Here is a 16,513-nt window from a genome sequence, read left to right as displayed (position 1 = left end):
GTTGCTATTTCTATTGAAATTATTCACTTTATTTTCTTTTGGTTTCTTATCTTGATTCTATTTTGCGCTACTTAGTTAGCGTCAAACCCTGCCTTTGTTCTGATTTATAGCATCTTGTTTAAAATTTGATTCAACTCTCATTAGACCCGTTGATAATAAAACGTTACATTTGTTGTGTTACCTTGCGTTTTGTTATGACAGACGTAAGACATAGCTGAAAAAGTGGAAGTATTTCTATTAGGCTACGAATAAGACCTAGACTATGTAAAACCAGACCAAACCGTTGGCCTTACGGTGAGGAAAACTGGTAAGGAGAGCAAATTATGACAGCAATGTTGTCAGGCGCAGAGATGGTTGTGCAATCTCTGATTGAAGAGAGCGTAGAGCAAATCTTTGGTTACCCTGGTGGGTCCGTTTTAGATATCTACGACGCACTGCACGCCAAAACCGATCAAATCAAACACGTACTAGTAAGACACGAACAAGCCGCTACCCATATGGCAGATGGCTATGCGCGAGCGACGGGCAAGCCCGGAGTCGTACTGGTATGTTCTGGTCCTGGTGCAACCAATACCATCACAGGTATTGCGACTGCATACATGGATTCAATTCCAATGATTGTTATCTCAGGTAACGTACCAAACAACCTGATTGGTAATGATGCCTTCCAAGAGTGTGACATTGTGGGTGTTTCACGCCCTGTTGTGAAACACAGCTTCCTCGTTAAGAAAGCGGAAGACATTCCTGAAACGATCAAAAAAGCGTTCTACATCTCGACAACAGGTCGACCGGGACCGGTTGTGATTGATTTGCCGAAAGATATTTTGAACCCGCAAATCAAGCTTCCTTACGAGTACCCAGAAAGCATTTCGATGCGTTCATATAAGCCAACGACGTCTGGTCACAAAGGTCAGATCAAAAAAGCGTTGAAGTCGCTTGTTGAAGCGAAGAAACCAGTACTGTACATCGGTGGTGGGGCGGTAATTTCCGGTGCGCATGAGCATATTCAAACGCTATCGGAGCAGTTAAACCTTCCTGTTGTAAGCACACTAATGGGGTTAGGTGCCTTCCCGGGTACACATAAAAACTCGCTTGGTATGCTAGGTATGCACGGTACTTACGAAGCTAACATGGCGATGCATGAAGCGGATCTTATCTTTGGTATTGGGGTACGTTTTGATGACCGTACGACCAATAATCTAGAGAAGTATTGTCCGAATGCTAAAGTGATGCACATTGATATTGACCCATCTTCTATCTCGAAAAATGTGAAAGTTGATTTGCCTATCGTAGGTTCTGCTGAAAAAGTATTAGCGACCATGGTTGGTCTGCTCAACGAGCAGGGCAATAACAACGATCAAGAAGCGATAGGTCAGTGGTGGGAAGACATTCAAGTATGGCGAGATCGCAACTGCTTGGCGTATGAGACATCTCCTGAGCGCATTAAGCCGCAACAAGTTATCGAAACACTGCACAAGCTAACCAAGGGAGACGCTTACGTTGCGTCTGATGTGGGACAGCACCAGATGTTTGCGGCACTGTACTATCCATTTAATAAGCCACGCCGTTGGATTAACTCGGGTGGTCTCGGCACAATGGGCTTCGGTCTACCTGCTGGTATGGGTGTGAAATTCGCAATGCCAGAAGAAGAAGTGGTGGTTGTGACTGGTGATGGCAGTATCCAAATGAATATTCAGGAGTTGTCGACGGCCATGCAATACGACATCCCTGTAAAAATCATTAACTTGAATAACCGTTTTCTAGGCATGGTAAAACAATGGCAAGACATTATTTATCAAGGTCGTCACTCTAACTCGTACATGAGTTCTGTTCCTGATTTTGCAGCGATTGCAGAAGCTTATGGTCACGTCGGTATTCGTATCGAAACGCCAGATCAGCTAGAAGCGGGTCTCCAAAAGGCGCTCGACATGAAAGATCGTTTGGTGTTTGTCGACATCAACGTAGATGAAACCGAACACGTTTACCCAATGCAGATCAAAGGCGAGGGTATGGACAAGATGTGGCTAAGCAAAACGGAGCGTACTTAATATGAGACACATTATTTCTTTGTTAATGGAAAACCAGCCAGGTGCTTTGTCTCGCGTTGTCGGTTTGTTTTCTCAGCGTGGTTACAACATTGAATCGTTGAACGTATCACCAACTGATGACGAAACACTGTCGCGTCTAAATATCACGACTAACTCTGATGAAATGCAGTTGGAGCAGATTCAGAAGCAACTGCATAAGCTGATCGATGTGCTCAAAGTGCAAGAAGTCACGGAATTTGACCATATCGAGCGCGAACTGATGATGGTCAAGGTGAAAGCGAGTGGTTTTGCTCGTGCTGAAGTGAAGCGTACCGCGGATATTTTCCGTGGTCAGATTGTTGATGTCACGGCTTCTCAATACACGGTGCAACTTGCGGGTACCAGCGAGAAACTGGACGCTTTCATCCAAGCGATTTCGGAAGTTACGGAAGTGGTCGAAGTGGCTCGAAGCGGTGTCGTAGGCATTGCTCGCGGGGAACGTTGCCTCAAGCCTTAATGAAATCTGATGCATTTAAGAAAAGCCATCGTTGTTCGATGGCTTTTTGTTTAGAAAATAACAAACAGTGATATAATTGCTGCTTTCGTAATCAATGTGAGTAGTAGAACGCGTGAAAGTCAGGAAGTTAGTCAGCGCTTTGTTGGCGACGACGCTATTTTTTAGCGCGCTCATCTCAATCTACTACTATCAGAAATATCAAACGCTGTTAGCGGATAACGTCAAGAGCACCGCTAAAGAAGCTCTTCATCAACTCGCGTATTCCGAGCGAGAATATAACAACGTTCAAGATCAAATCTCTTCCATCAGTGATCTACTCGGTCATAGCCAAAGCCTTTATGATTATTTACGTGATCCTAGCGACAAAAATCTCGCCATTTTACAGGAGGTGTGGAGCTCAGTCGCCGTTAACCAAAAATGGTATCGACAGATACGTTTCCTAAACCTTGAAGGGCAAGAGAACGTACGGATTAATTACGACTTCAAAACGGGCATTGCTGCGCCAGCTCAGGTTTTGCAAGATAAGTCCGAGCGAGCTTATTTCCAATTCGCTCAGAATCTTAGCAATGACCAGATCGGCTCTTGGGGGATAGAGTTAGAACGAGAAAATAGTGAGCTCGTTTATCCGTACAGTCCATCGATTCGTATCATGATGCCTGTTGCGATGGATGGCACGCGCGAAGGCTATCTGGTACTGAACATCAACGTTCAATATTTGTCGTCACGTTTAAATTACTCACCTGTAAGAGATTTTAACATCGAGCTTATCAACCAAGCGGGTTACTACGTTGCGAGCTCTCATAATGACAAGCTGTATGGCGATATTATTCCTGCTCGCTCTCGATTCAACTTTGGTTTGCTTCACCCCAAAGTTTGGCAGAACATGGGTGCAGAAAAGATGGGCTACGAATACGATGGTAACCATCTGGTGATCTTTAATACGATTAACTTTGTGCCGGGGGAGTCTCTTCATTTAATTATCGATCTTTCGCAAGAACAGCTCTTAGAGCGAGCTGATCGAGACATTGATGACTTATTGCAAGAAGCTCTCTTTGTTTTAAGCTTGATGCTGGTTTTCGCGCTCCCGATAACAACTTTAGCACTGCACTATCGTCGCCATAGCATTGAGTCCAAGCTGGCTCGAGCGGCACTGGATGGCATGACCGCAGTGATGATATCGGATACTTCACACCGAATTATGATGGTTAACCAAGAGTTCGAAAATATGATGGGTTATTCGAATTCTCGCTTACGAGGCTGGAATGCCCACAATCTGATTTTTATCCCCGAAGACATTGAAAATATTCTGGCGATTTGGAATCAACTGGGTGTTGAGCAAGTATGGGAAGGTGAGGTGCGTTGTCGTACTAAACTTAATCACGTATTTACTGCCATTATGCGTATTCAAGCCATTATGGCAAAGTCTGGTAAGGTCAGTTATTACATCACTTCACTGGTGGATATTTCGGAGCGTAAAGAGCTAGAAGAAAAGCTGCGCAACTTAAGTGAGAAAGATGGTTTAACCAGCCTTTGGAACCGCCGTAAATTTGAAGAGCAGCTTGCACAATATACCAACTTGGTTGAACGCTATCCGAATACACCCACGACTTGTTTAGCCTTGTTTGATATCGACCATTTCAAGCGTATCAACGATGAACTGGGGCATGATGAAGGCGACAAAGTCATTTGTACGGTGGCTGAAACTTTACTTCGTGGGGTGAGAAGCACCGACTTCGTGGCTCGAGTTGGTGGAGAGGAGTTCGCGGTGATCATGCCGCACACTACTACGCAAGAGGCAGAAGTGGTTTTGAATCGCTTGCGTGTTGCAGTAGAGCTAAGTAGTGACCGTTCAGTGACCGTAAGTGTGGGTTACAGCGATGTGACTGCGGATAGAACTCGCAGTTACAAATGTGCCGATATTGCCCTGTACGAGTCAAAAAGTGCAGGGCGGAACCGAGTGTCGATTTGTCACAGTTTTGATGACATTGCTTAGAGGCGATGAGAAAAAGCAGTAATTGGCTTCTCTAGCAAATAAAAAAATCGGGATAACCCCGATTTTTTGCTATCTATTGGGCGACGATTGATTAAGCCGTTTCTAGCTCTAGTACAGTTTCAATACGCTGCATTGAGCTCAATAAATGCTTATCAAGCAGTGTCATTGCTTCTTCGCTGTTCTTCGCAAGAACAAGCTTCATGATCATCTCATGTTCATCAATGTTGAACAGAGCATCTTGCTCAGAGTTCAATGTTTGCATCGCAAAGTAGCGGTAGCGTTTGATTTGGTTGATCAGATCACTGAAGAACTCAAACATGTTCTTTGAATCGGCACCTTCCAACAAAGAGACGTGGAACTGATGGTGGCGCTCTTCCCACTCTTTCCAACAGAATGTTTCGTCAAAGTTCAGACGAGATAGCTTATGGTATGACGTTAGCACGTCCAATTCCCAGCTTTCATCACCCGCCAAGATTGCTTTCTTAAGCAGTACAGAAGAAACCACACGAAGGCTTTCGTATAGGTCGTTCAATTCTTTTTTGCACACAGGCGCAACCCAACAGCCTTTTTGTGGCTCAAGCTTTACATACTTGCTCCAAGACAGTTGCACAAGTGCTTCGCGGATAGGTGATGCACCAACGTTGTATTTCTCTTTCAGGTCAGCAACCACAAGCTTTTGACCTGGCTTTAATTCACCCGTCAGGATGTCCTGACAGATCATTTTCGAAACTTTGTCGGTAAGAGTAGGACTGGACACAAGCAACCTCATGAAATTTTATTATCGTGACGACAACTAAACAGTACGTAGTTCGGTTGTGATTGATAATACAGCGTACTGATTATGAGGGCAAGATTAAATATATAAAAAAAGAGGGCCGAAGCCCTCTTTTTTATTGAACTGATGATTGAATTCTTCAGTCTTATAGAACGTGTACAGAAGCTGTGTTCGTTGTGCCTGAAGCTACTAGAGCACCAGAAACCATAACAACGATATCGCCTTTGTTGCCTAGACCTGATTCTAGAGCAAGTTCTTTACCTGCTACGTAGAACGCGTCAGTGCTTTGGATAGACTCAACAACTACTGGAGTAACACCTTTAGTTAGAACTAGCTGTGCAGCAGTCTTAGTGTTAGTCGTTAGTGCTAGGATGTTTGCAGTTGGGAAGTACTTACGTACTGAACGTGCAGACTTACCACCTTCAGTTGCAACAACGATAAGTGGAGCAGCTAGTTTTTCAGCTGTGTCTACCGCGCCTTTACATACTGCTTCAGTGATGCGAAGACGTGGGCTGTCTAGACGAGAACCTAGCTCAGCTTTTAGAGCTGAATCAGTACGGTTCGCGATTTGAGCCATGATAGTTACCGCTTCAACTGGGTACTTACCTTTAGCAGTTTCACCAGAAAGCATAACTGCGTCAGTACCGTCCATTACCGCGTTAGCAACGTCGCCAGCTTCCGCACGAGTAGGACGTGGGTTGTTGATCATAGAATCAAGCATTTGAGTTGCAGTGATAACCATCTTACGTGCACGGTTACACTTCTCGATCATCATCTTCTGAGCGAAGATTACTTCTTCAGCTGGGATTTCAACACCTAGGTCACCACGAGCAACCATGATGCCGTCAGAAAGCTCTAGGATCTCGTCGAAGTTATCAACACCTTCTTGGTTCTCGATTTTAGAGATGATGTGGATGTTCTCGCCGCCGTTTGCAGCAAGTACTTCACGGATTTCTTGAACGTCAGAAGCTTTACGGATGAAAGAAGCAGCTACGAAATCAACGCCTTGCTCACAACCGAATTTAAGGTCGTTCTTATCTTTTTCAGATAGTGCAGGTAGGTTTACAGAAACGCCTGGAAGGTTAACACCTTTGTTTTCGCCTAGAGCACCGTTGTTAAGAACTTTACACTTAACTTCAGTTTCAGAAGTTGCAAGCACTTCCATTTCGATTAGACCGTCGTCTACTAGGATAGTGTTACCAACGTTTAGGTCGTTAGCAAAACCAGCGTAAGTTACTGCAACTTTGTCTTTGTTACCTACAACTGAGATGTCAGTTGTGAAAGTGAATTCTTGACCAGCTACTAGATCAACGTCGTTGCCGTCTTCTAGTTTGATAGTGCGGATTTCTGGACCTTTAGTGTCTAGAAGGATTGCAAGTTGTTTGCCTGTAGCTTCCATTACTTGGCGGAAGTTCGCGATACGAGTGCCGTGCTCTGCGTAGTCACCGTGAGAGAAGTTAAGACGCATAACGTTCATGCCAGCGTTTACTAGTTCAGTTAGCTTCTCTACAGATTCAGTTTTAGGGCCAATCGTACAAACGATTTTGGTCTTTTTCATGGAAGATACTCTCCGGTAAGTATAGTTACAATTTGAAAGTCGGTTGTTTACTCTGAAGTTAGGGCGTTTTGATGACATTTAGTGCCTGTCACCCACCGATTTTCCGCCGCATTATTGGAACTTCAGATTCTGTAAGTCTTTCACCAAGTTTAGTCATTTTATGACTAAAAGATCGGCGATTTTGGTTACCTTTTTGTGACTAATCCCACTTTATATGCAGAAAGTTGCAAAAAAATAACCTTCAATTCTGTAATTTTTTTTCTTTTCGGTGGCGAATTCTACCACCGAATGAATCCAATATCACTGTTTAAGAATTGTCTTAGGACAAGGTTTTATCGAGAAATATTAATTTTTTGGATCGAAATAAATGGACTTAAAAGTTTCGTTTTGACTATAATAAATTTCAAACCGAAACTTAAAATCAAAACATAAATGTCGAAACGAAACACTCAACTAAGAAGACACGCCATTTCTAACCTAGTAAATGAGCTTGGGGAAGTCAGCGTTGATGAACTGGCGCAGAAATTTGAAACCTCAGAAGTCACGATTAGAAAGGACTTAGCTTCTTTAGAGAAAAATGGACAACTTTTGCGCCGTTACGGTGGTGCGATTTCGATTCCAACCGAAGTTATTCATGAAGAATTGAGTCCAATTGTTTCGAGTCGAAAGTTAAGTCTAGCAAAAGCGGCAGCATCACTGATTCGTGATCATAACCGAATTGTGATCGATAGTGGCAGCACAACAGCGGCATTGATTCAGCAATTAAACGACAAACGTGGTTTGGTTGTAATGACCAACTCGTTGCATGTCGCAAATGCACTTAACGAATTAGAGAGCGAACCAACCCTGTTAATGACAGGTGGAACTTGGGATACGCACTCAGAATCCTTCCAAGGCAAAGTAGCCGAATCTGTACTAAGAGCTTACGACTTTGACCAGCTGTTTATCGGTGCTGATGGTATCGATTTAGAGCGCGGAACCACAACGTTCAATGAATTGGTTGGCTTAAGCAAAGTCATGGCAGAAGTCTCTCGTGAAGTCATTGTTATGATCGAGTCTGAAAAAGTCGGACGCAAAATTCCGAACTTAGAGTTGGCTTGGGACCAAATTGATGTATTGGTTACCGACGCAGAGTTACAGCCAGAACACAAAGCACAGATTGAACAACATGGCGTAAAAGTCATTTGCGCCTAATCTAACTAAGTAAACAGTTTCATATTTCACTTCCCTCTGGATAAAGGCCTTTGCTTGCTGCCTCTATTTGAAACCATGGCTAGGGAAGAACAAAACTACAAACGGAGATAAACACATGTGTGGAATCGTAGGTGCAGTAGCACAACGAGATGTTGCAGAAATTTTGGTTGAAGGTCTACGTCGCTTGGAATACCGCGGTTATGACTCAGCGGGCGTAGCGATCGTTGATGGCGAAACCAACCTAACGCGTATTCGTCGTCTAGGTAAAGTACAAGAGCTGGCAGACGCAGTTGATCAAGCAAAAGTGATCGGCGGTACTGGTATCGCACACACTCGTTGGGCAACACACGGTGAGCCTTCAGAAGTGAACGCACACCCACACATGTCTGGTGACATCGCAGTGGTACACAACGGCATCATCGAAAACCACGAAGAGCTACGTGAGCTACTTCAATCTCGCGGTTACGTATTTGAATCTCAAACGGATACTGAAGTTATCGCTCACATGGTTGAGTGGGAGCTTCGCACTTCAGAAACATTGCTTGAAGCAGTACAAAAAACAGCAAAACAACTTGAAGGTGCATACGGTACAGTGGCACTGGATCGTAAAGATCCTTCACGTATTGTTGTGGCGCGCTCAGGTAGCCCAATCGTTATTGGTTTTGGTGTGGGTGAAAACTTCCTCGCGTCTGACCAACTTGCGCTACTTAACGTAACACGCCGTTTCATGTACCTAGAAGAAGGTGATGTTGCTGAGATCACTCGTCGTGACGTAACGGTATTTGATGCAACAGGTGAGCGTGTAGAACGCGAAATCACAGAATCAAACGCGGAACACGACGCAGGTGACAAAGGTCAATACCGTCACTTCATGCAGAAAGAGATCTACGAACAACCAACAGCGTTGATCAACACAATGGAAGGTCGTATCACGGCAGACTCTGTTGTCACTGAAGCAATCGGTGTTAACGCGGCAGAAATCCTAAGCAAAGTGGAACACGTACAAATCGTTGCATGTGGTACATCTTACAACGCAGGTATGACAGCACGTTACTGGTTTGAAGACATTGCGGGCGTGAGCTGTGATGTAGAAATCGCGTCTGAATTCCGTTACCGCAAGTTTGTGACGCGTCCAAACAGCCTATTGATCACGCTTTCTCAATCTGGTGAAACCGCCGATACGCTAGCAGCACTTCGCCTAGCAAAAGAGAAAGGTTACATGGCGGCAATGACCATCTGTAACGTAGCGGGTTCTTCTTTGGTTCGTGAGTCTGACTTCGCATTCATGACACGTGCAGGCGTGGAAATCGGTGTGGCATCAACTAAAGCGTTCACGACTCAGCTTTCTGCGCTACTCATGCTAGTGACGGCACTTGGTAAGCAACAAAACCGCATTAGCAAAGAGAAAGAAAAAGAGATCGTAGAAGCGCTTCACGCTCTACCGAAACAAATCAATGCAGCGCTGTCTTTCGAAAAAGAAATTGAAGCACTAGCACCAGACTTTGCCGATAAACACCACACTCTATTCCTAGGTCGTGGTGAGTTCTACCCAATCGCGATGGAAGCGTCTCTAAAACTAAAAGAGATCTCTTACATTCACGCAGAAGCCTACGCGGCAGGTGAATTGAAACACGGTCCTTTAGCATTGATCGATGCAGATATGCCAGTTGTGGTTGTTGCACCAAGCAACGATCTTCTAGAGAAGCTGAAATCAAACGTTGAAGAAGTACGTGCTCGTGGTGGTCTGCTTTACGTATTTGCCGATGCTGACGCAGGCTTTGAAGGTGATGAGACAATGAAGATCATCACAATGCCACACGTTAGTGAAATCACGGCGGCGATCTACTACACCATTCCAATGCAGCTACTTTCTTACTACGTAGCGCTGATCAAAGGTACGGACGTAGATCAACCACGTAACCTAGCGAAAGCGGTAACCGTAGAATAATCAACACATGGTGTGATTAAGATTACACTTGTTTATGTTGCGCTATGTAAGTAGCGAGAACCTAAAGCGAAGTCACATGACTTCGCTTTTTTTATGCTTGTTGACATGGTTATGATGCGCAATACGTTGACATTCACTTGTTTACTTTCTGACACGTCGGACGGCGAGCATTACTATCGTAAGCCCAACGGATGTGGTTTCTATTGAACTGAAAAGGTCACTATGAAAATCAAACTCTTGGCAGTATGTATTGTTTCTTCGTTCTACCATCACTACGCCTTAGCAGATGAAGAACAAACGCAGCAACGCAAAAGCCAAACAGTATTTATTGATGAAAACGATGATTGGCTACAACTTAAATCTGGCGAGGTGATCAAAGGCGAGTTAACGGGGACAATCAAAGAAGAAACGAACTCGTTCGATCAAGAGATTGAATTTGATAGTGATGATCTTGGTGATCAAGAGATTGAACTGGAAGATATCGCGATATTAGAAACAGCGAGCTTTTTTACCATTCGAACCGCAAGCGGTGATGTTTTCGATGGTTACCTGTCGATTCGTGATGAGCAGCTGTACTTGACTAATGACGGTGAAGAGATGGCGTTTCCTATTACGGATGTTGTATCGATTTATCGCGGGGCAGAGAAAGACTCTGATCATTGGACGACCGAGATTTTCTTTGGTTTAGACATTAGCAAAGGCAACACCGATGAGTTTTCACTGCTCGGTGAAGTGGAAGCGGAAAGAAATACCGTTGGCTCACGCACCAAGTTAAAAGCGAAGCACGAAAAATCCAAGACGAATGATAAAACGACGGCAAACAATAGTTCGTTTGATGGCTCCTACGACATCTATTTGAGCAATCGTCTGTTCTTTCGACCGCTCAAACTCTCTGTACTCAGTGATGAGTTTCAAAACATTGAATACCAGGTTAATGCTTCAATGCAGATGGGTTACTTTATCATTGCCAATTCACAAACAGAGTGGGATGTCTCTATTGGTCCCGGTTATCAGTACACCGATTTTAAGACGGTAGAAGAGGGGGAATCGGGTGACGCGACCAGTAACACGCTGGCGTTTGAATCTAACTTTGAGTATGAACTGACCGATGACATCGATTTAAGCCATACCTATAACCTGAATTGGGCAAGTAACGACGCGGGCGGCGCCCGTCATACCAATGAGCTAGGTTTCGATATCGATCTTGTTGATGATCTTGAACTTAGCATTAAAGCCGTTTGGGATCATGTCTCTGACACCAAAGCCGATTCGGAGGGGGTAGTACCAGAGAAAGACGACTACAAATTCCACTTTGGTTTAACTTACGAGATTTGATTATGCTCCTTGTGAGGCGAAGATGATTGTTGGATTTATGACAAAAATGTCATCTTTGGGATAGGTTGGTGTCAGGTGTCTTGTTGAATAATGAAGTCATTGAAAACAAACACACTGAAAAGGTCATCAACATGAAAGCAATGAAAACCGCTCTCCTTGTCGCAGCTATGGCAATCACTAGCGCATCCGCGTTTGCCAACCCTATCTTCACTAGCGGTAATTATGTGAGCAGAGAAGAGATGAAGACTCTCTCTGTGGAACCTACCGCAACGTCAGATGCCGCATACCAACAAGCTTTCGCTGAACTTAATGCTTTGAAAAGCATGTCGGCTCGTGAGCTTAATAAAGAGCTGAATATCTCTAACTTCAATATTGCATCTAAGAGCACTCATCTGAAAGACAGTGGGTTCATCACGGTTCAAGAACGTATGAACGCAGATGGGCAGCTGGAATATGTCGGTACAGTGAATGTCAAAGTGCACTATGCAGAGCGCGACAGTAATCGATAAAAGTGAAGCGTGAAAAGAGTATGATGTTGTTGCGTCGTACTCTTTTTTTGATGGCTGAGGTAGAGGATAGAAGTTGAAATTACTGATTGTAGAAGATGAATTGAAAGCCGGAGAATACTTGCAAAAAGGGTTGGTAGAATCGGGTTATGTTGTTGACTGGGTGCGCGATGGTGTAGACGGGCTGTATCATGCAACAAGTGAGTCTTATGATCTTATTCTTCTCGATATCATGTTACCAAAGCTCGACGGTTGGCAAGTCCTTAACACCCTGCGTAGCAGTGATATCCATACCCCGGTCATTATGCTTACGGCTAAAGAACAAATTGAGGATCGTGTTCGTGGTTTTGAATTAGGAGCCAATGATTACGTCGTCAAACCTTATGCCTTTGCCGAGCTTCTGGCGAGAATTCAAAATGTGTTTCGCCATCATACTTCCTCGCGAGTTTTAACTTCTTCGCAGACGCTGCAAATAGCCGACCTAAAGCTAGACATGATGAAGCGAGTTGCGACGCGGAACGGGCAAACCATCACTTTAACTGCCAAAGAATACGCGCTACTTGAGCTGTTGATGCGAAAAGAGGGACAAGTCCTATCACGAACGACCATTGCTTCACTGGTGTGGGATATGAACTTTGATAGCGACACCAATGTTATCGATGTTGCCGTTAAGCGATTGCGCCAAAAGGTCGACAAGCCGTTTGAGGTACCTTTGATCCACACCGTTAGAGGGATGGGCTACAAGTTGGAAGCTCTTGATGCGTAAGTTACCAGCCAACCTCTCTATGCAAAACAAGCTCGTTTTGATGTTTGTTGGCACGACATTGGTGGTATATCTCGCTTTAGCATTCATTCTGTATTACACCATCGAACGTCATTTCTTCACCCAAGATTACAACGACACAGTGACCAAATATAACTCGATAGAAAAGACGATGCTGGTCTCACCGGAGTCGGCTTATCTACTTATCGACAATAGCTCTGTCTATATGTGGGCATTTAAAGAGGAAGCACTGACTTACAAAAACTCGACGCTCTCTATCCCTAAGGATTTGTCGTTGACGCTGAGCTCTCCACAGATCTTAAATCAAAACAATGCGATTGAGTGGCGTGAAAACTCGTTAGATATTCGAGCGTTCGCTTTTAAAACCAAAGATGTCACTGTTGTTATTGGCGTGAGCATCAACCATCATCGATTATTCTTAAATAAGCTTGGTTGGATCTTATTTTGGTCTTTAGGCTTCGCATTTATTGCATCGACGCTATTTAGCCGGGTGATCGTAAATCGCGGTTTAAAGCCCATTTTGACCTTAAATAAGCACATTCAACACATCACACCAGAACAGTTGGATATCCGCATTGCCCCAGAAACCTTACCAGTAGAGCTACGTGAACTTGCTACTAAGCACAATGCCATGCTGGATCGGTTACAAACTGGTTTTCATCGTTTGAGTGAGTTTTCTTCTGATATTGCTCATGAGCTCAAAACGCCTTTGACCAATATTACGACCCAAAACCAAGTGATATTAGGCGCGTGCCGTACATCGGAGGAATACCAAGAAGCGATTGCTTCTACGCTTGAAGAGTTAAACCGAATTACCAAGACCATCAATGATTTGCTGTATATCGCAAAAGCGGAGAATAAGCTTATCCATCGACACAATGAGCACTTCGCTGTTCATGAACAGCTTGCTCACTTAATCGAGTACTTTGACATACTGGCGGAAGATTCTGCTTTGAGAATCATCACTTCGGGGCAAGCGATGTTGTACATGGATCGAAATATGTTTGAGAGAGCGGTAGGGAATTTGCTCTCTAATGCCATTCGCCATGCTTATGATGAAACAACGATTCGTGTTGATGTCGAGCAGAGTGATGAGTTTGTCACCATTACCGTTCACAACGTCGGTGAGACGATACCTAAGCAAAATCTACCGTATCTATTTGATCGCTTTTATCGAATCGACAAGTCACGCCAACATTCTGGCAGCGTTGGAGCTGGGCTAGGGTTGTCGATCACACAGTCGATCGTTCACGCTTATGATGGCAAGATCACCGTGACTTCAGAAGAACACCAAACCCAGTTCTGTTTAATATTGCCCGCAGCTAAAGCGTATCCAGAAGCGGAATCACTTCCTCAAGAGATGCTTTAATTATCACTTTATCTTTAAATTCCTGCAGTGGTGGCAGTAAATCTGGAATCATCACGGCGTGGCATTCAGCAGCGAGAGCAGCTTTAATGCCATTGTTCGAATCTTCCAATACAAGACTCTCTTTTGCATCGATGCCGAGGTGGTGATAAGCCATTTGATAGCAGTCGGGGTTGGGCTTACCACGTTCTACATCTTCAGCGGTAATCACTAAATCGAACTGGGTAAGGTACTCAGTATTATTGAAGTTATGTTTTACTTCTGGGAGATGAGAAGAGGTCACAATAGCAGTGAGCAAACCACGTTGTTTAATGGCTCGTAACAACGAATCGAAACCAGGTTTGAGCGCAATACCTTGGTCTCTGAGGTGATGGAAATGCTCATCTCGCACAGCCTTGTAGCGCGGCATATCGATGGCTTGTTGAAAATGCTCGGCGAGTATTCTTTCACATTCAGGGTCTTGGACGCCGATGAATTGTTGATAGAAATCATCAGTGATGGCTAAGCCTTGCTCGGTGGCGGCGTACTGCCAACTCTGTTTGTAGATAGACTCGGTGTCGAAAATCAGTCCATCCATATCAAAAAGTACAGCTTTTAACATTGGTAGAGCTCCTACGTAGGGTGTAGAGCGGCTGACATTGATTATGTTGTTATACCCAAGCAACCTCGAATCCTTTTGAAGGTAACTTGGGTATAAATAGCGTTAGAATGGGCTCTCTTTGCCGAGTTCATTACAGATTTCGACAATAGCAAGCGAGAGCCCTGACTTAATGATTTGTTGTTGACGTTGCAGTTGAAGCTGATAAAACTCAAGGTCGATATCGTCATCTGGTTCGCTGACTTCGAGTTGTACCATACCCATCTTCTTCACCAAGTGCAGTTTTTTGATTGGCTCTAGAATATTAGGGTCTGTGAACTCGTAATCAGAAGCGTCACTATTGAGTTGGTTTTTGAGTTTGATGATGTCTTCGATGTCGTGATAAATGTCATCGGGAAGCACACCTAAGCCAAACAATAACTTCAAACGAACAGATAGATCGCCCAGCGGTCCTGAGTCTTGTAGCAGCGGACCGACCACAGATTGGACAGCGAAGTTATCTTTACGAAAAATTCTTTGCACTAGCCCATCGATCGAATCGTTAAATACGTCGACGGTTGCAATAAAAAAGCCTCGTACCGAAGGTGCGCTGTTTAATCGCTCAATGATCTCGGTTTCGTTGATGTTATCTGCCATATACTGAATACATTTCTAATTATTAGTATCCCCATCTCTTTAAGTGGATAAGGATATAGAAGGGGAGCCAAGCTCCCCTAGGTAAATCAAAGTTGGTTGTAAAGTGTCTCGATTTGAGCCACTTCAGCACTGTCTTCTGCAAGACCTGTGTATGTCGCTAGCGTCTTCTTCACACCCACTTCTTTTAATGAGGTTTGCAGTTCTACTGCTTGTGGGTCGGTGTCGTTAGTGTACTTCAACGCAGCAGCAATGCCTTTCAAAAGAGTTTTATTTTCAGTGCCATACTCAATTGTACCGAGTAAAGGCTTCACTAATCTATCGTTCGCCCCCAATTTACGAATTGGTTGGCGACCAACACGATCAACTTCATCAACTAAATAAGGGTTGGCAAAGCGACCTAGGATCTTTTCGATGTAAGCGTTGTGCATGTCGCGGTCAAAACCGTAGCGTTTGATCAGTACTTCTCCGCTTTCTTGCATTGCTTGTTTTACTTCTGCGTGAATGCTTGGGTCTTCAATTGCTTCGCGAATAGTGCGATGTCCTTTCAAGCAACCTAAGTAAGCGGTAATGCAGTGACCCGTATTTAGGGTGAACAGCTTACGCTCGACAAACGCCATTAGATTGTTGGTTCTTTCCATGCCTGCGATATCAGGGATTTCACCTTTGAATTGCTGTTCATCCACAATCCATTCACTAAAACTCTCTACCGTGACTTCTAGTGGGTCATCGTTCGCGGCTTCTGCTGGTGGTACGATGCGGTCCACTGCGGAGTCGACGAAGCCAACTAGCTCGTCTGCTTTCGCGTGTAATGATTCATCCAAATGTTTGTACACTTCACCTTTTAGGTGAGTCGTGCCACGAACCATGTTTTCGCACGCGATGATGTTCAACGGTTTTTCGTTGCCTGCCGCAAAGCGCTTTGCAATGCCGGTCGCGATGGTTTTTGCAATGATGTCCAGTACGTTGGGACCTACGGCAGTTGTTACCAAGTCAGTTTTTACAATGCGATCGATGACATCTTCGCTGGCGGAGTTAACAGCGGTGACGTGGGTTACGGTGTCAATCTGGCATTCCGTACCGACCACTTTTACTTTGTATTCTTGTTTGTGGCTAAGTTGATCAACCAGTGGAGCATCAACGTCTGCAAATGTGACCTCGACTTCTGCATCTGCCAATAGTTTTCCGATGAAGCCACGACCAATGTTACCTGCGCCAAAATGAACTGCGTTTTTCATAATTCTTACCTACCAATGTCTGAAATGTTGACTAAAACGAA

14 protein-coding genes are annotated in these 16,513 nt (G+C 44.3%); 9 read left to right on the top strand and 5 right to left on the bottom strand.

Annotated elements, in window-relative coordinates; genetic code table 11:
- Positions 1-323: 323 nt before the first annotated feature.
- The 3 genes from OH463_RS07360 (at position 324) to OH463_RS07350 (ending at position 4,537) form a co-directional block, all read left to right on the top strand.
- Positions 324-2,048, top strand: coding sequence for an acetolactate synthase 3 large subunit (locus OH463_RS07360; RefSeq protein ID WP_005450455.1), 1,725 nt, complete (start codon positions 324-326; stop codon positions 2,046-2,048).
- 1 nt (position 2,049) lies between these two features.
- Entirely contained in the window at positions 2,050-2,544 is a 495-nt protein-coding gene (gene ilvN / locus OH463_RS07355; protein WP_005450454.1) for an acetolactate synthase small subunit, read from the top strand.
- A gap of 112 nt (positions 2,545-2,656) precedes the next feature.
- A complete protein-coding gene (locus OH463_RS07350) occupies positions 2,657-4,537 on the top strand; it encodes a sensor domain-containing diguanylate cyclase (protein WP_005450453.1) in 1,881 nt (626 codons plus the stop codon).
- A 91-nt stretch (positions 4,538-4,628) separates the two neighbouring features.
- Here OH463_RS07350 and OH463_RS07345 read toward each other — a convergent pair whose 3' ends face one another.
- Both OH463_RS07345 and pykF read right to left on the bottom strand, forming a co-directional pair.
- Complete coding sequence (locus OH463_RS07345) at positions 4,629-5,306, bottom strand: GntR family transcriptional regulator (RefSeq protein ID WP_017190055.1); 678 nt, start codon at positions 5,304-5,306, stop codon at positions 4,629-4,631.
- Positions 5,307-5,457: 151 nt separating this feature from the next.
- The gene (gene pykF, locus OH463_RS07340) at positions 5,458-6,870 is read right to left on the bottom strand and encodes a pyruvate kinase PykF (RefSeq protein ID WP_005450451.1); all 1,413 of its coding nucleotides are present in this window, start codon (positions 6,868-6,870) and stop codon (positions 5,458-5,460) included.
- A gap of 432 nt (positions 6,871-7,302) precedes the next feature.
- Between pykF and OH463_RS07335 the strand changes: the two genes are divergently transcribed.
- The 6 genes from OH463_RS07335 (at position 7,303) to OH463_RS07310 (ending at position 14,006) form a co-directional block, all read left to right on the top strand.
- A complete protein-coding gene (locus OH463_RS07335; RefSeq protein WP_005450450.1) occupies positions 7,303-8,064 on the top strand; it encodes a DeoR/GlpR family DNA-binding transcription regulator in 762 nt (253 codons plus the stop codon).
- A 115-nt stretch (positions 8,065-8,179) separates the two neighbouring features.
- A complete protein-coding gene (gene glmS, locus OH463_RS07330) occupies positions 8,180-10,012 on the top strand; it encodes a glutamine--fructose-6-phosphate transaminase (isomerizing) (RefSeq protein ID WP_005450449.1) in 1,833 nt (610 codons plus the stop codon).
- Positions 10,013-10,234: 222 nt separating this feature from the next.
- A complete protein-coding gene (locus OH463_RS07325) occupies positions 10,235-11,347 on the top strand; it encodes a DUF481 domain-containing protein (RefSeq protein ID WP_269990938.1) in 1,113 nt (370 codons plus the stop codon).
- Positions 11,348-11,478: 131 nt separating this feature from the next.
- Positions 11,479-11,856, top strand: coding sequence for a DUF3316 domain-containing protein (locus OH463_RS07320; RefSeq protein ID WP_009698839.1), 378 nt, complete (start codon positions 11,479-11,481; stop codon positions 11,854-11,856).
- Positions 11,857-11,929: 73 nt separating this feature from the next.
- Positions 11,930-12,619 carry a heavy metal response regulator transcription factor gene (locus OH463_RS07315; RefSeq protein ID WP_009698838.1) on the top strand — a complete coding sequence of 230 codons (690 nt, stop codon included), beginning with the start codon at positions 11,930-11,932 and terminating at the stop codon, positions 12,617-12,619.
- Positions 12,612-14,006 (top strand): heavy metal sensor histidine kinase, encoded by a 1,395-nt coding sequence (locus OH463_RS07310; protein ID WP_269990937.1) that lies wholly within the window; start codon positions 12,612-12,614, stop codon positions 14,004-14,006. The genes OH463_RS07315 and OH463_RS07310 overlap by 8 nt, the downstream gene beginning before the upstream one ends.
- Here OH463_RS07310 and OH463_RS07305 read toward each other — a convergent pair.
- The 3 genes from OH463_RS07305 to OH463_RS07295 all read right to left on the bottom strand — a co-directional run bounded on the left by OH463_RS07305 (position 13,960) and on the right by OH463_RS07295 (position 16,472).
- Positions 13,960-14,604, bottom strand: a complete 645-nt coding sequence (locus OH463_RS07305; RefSeq protein WP_017190058.1) for an HAD family hydrolase — start codon at positions 14,602-14,604, stop codon at positions 13,960-13,962. The two genes, OH463_RS07310 and OH463_RS07305, sit on opposite strands and share 47 nt — an antisense overlap.
- 102 nt (positions 14,605-14,706) lie before the next feature.
- Positions 14,707-15,237 carry an MltR family transcriptional regulator gene (locus OH463_RS07300; protein ID WP_005450437.1) on the bottom strand — a complete coding sequence of 177 codons (531 nt, stop codon included), beginning with the start codon at positions 15,235-15,237 and terminating at the stop codon, positions 14,707-14,709.
- Between the two features lie 86 nt (positions 15,238-15,323).
- Entirely contained in the window at positions 15,324-16,472 is a 1,149-nt protein-coding gene (locus tag OH463_RS07295; protein ID WP_005450436.1) for a mannitol-1-phosphate 5-dehydrogenase, read from the bottom strand.
- Positions 16,473-16,513: the final 41 nt, after the last annotated feature.

The organism is Vibrio sp. NFR (assembly GCF_027587095.1).
GTDB lineage: Bacteria > Pseudomonadota > Gammaproteobacteria > Enterobacterales > Vibrionaceae > Vibrio > Vibrio harveyi.
This window is presented reverse-complemented; position numbering and strand designations above follow the sequence as displayed.

Coding starts and splice junctions, on each gene's coding strand:
- OH463_RS07360 (WP_005450455.1), top strand. CDS start 324: ATGACAGCAATGTTGTCAGGCGCAGAGATGGTTGTGCAATCTCTGATT.
- ilvN (WP_005450454.1), top strand. CDS start 2,050: ATGAGACACATTATTTCTTTGTTAATGGAAAACCAGCCAGGTGCTTTG.
- OH463_RS07345 (WP_017190055.1), bottom strand. CDS start 5,306: ATGAGGTTGCTTGTGTCCAGTCCTACTCTTACCGACAAAGTTTCGAAA.
- pykF (WP_005450451.1), bottom strand. CDS start 6,870: ATGAAAAAGACCAAAATCGTTTGTACGATTGGCCCTAAAACTGAATCT.
- OH463_RS07335 (WP_005450450.1), top strand. CDS start 7,303: ATGTCGAAACGAAACACTCAACTAAGAAGACACGCCATTTCTAACCTA.
- glmS (WP_005450449.1), top strand. CDS start 8,180: ATGTGTGGAATCGTAGGTGCAGTAGCACAACGAGATGTTGCAGAAATT.
- OH463_RS07325 (WP_269990938.1), top strand. CDS start 10,235: ATGAAAATCAAACTCTTGGCAGTATGTATTGTTTCTTCGTTCTACCAT.
- OH463_RS07320 (WP_009698839.1), top strand. CDS start 11,479: ATGAAAGCAATGAAAACCGCTCTCCTTGTCGCAGCTATGGCAATCACT.
- OH463_RS07310 (WP_269990937.1), top strand. CDS start 12,612: ATGCGTAAGTTACCAGCCAACCTCTCTATGCAAAACAAGCTCGTTTTG.
- OH463_RS07305 (WP_017190058.1), bottom strand. CDS start 14,604: ATGTTAAAAGCTGTACTTTTTGATATGGATGGACTGATTTTCGACACC.
- OH463_RS07300 (WP_005450437.1), bottom strand. CDS start 15,237: ATGGCAGATAACATCAACGAAACCGAGATCATTGAGCGATTAAACAGC.
- OH463_RS07295 (WP_005450436.1), bottom strand. CDS start 16,472: ATGAAAAACGCAGTTCATTTTGGCGCAGGTAACATTGGTCGTGGCTTC.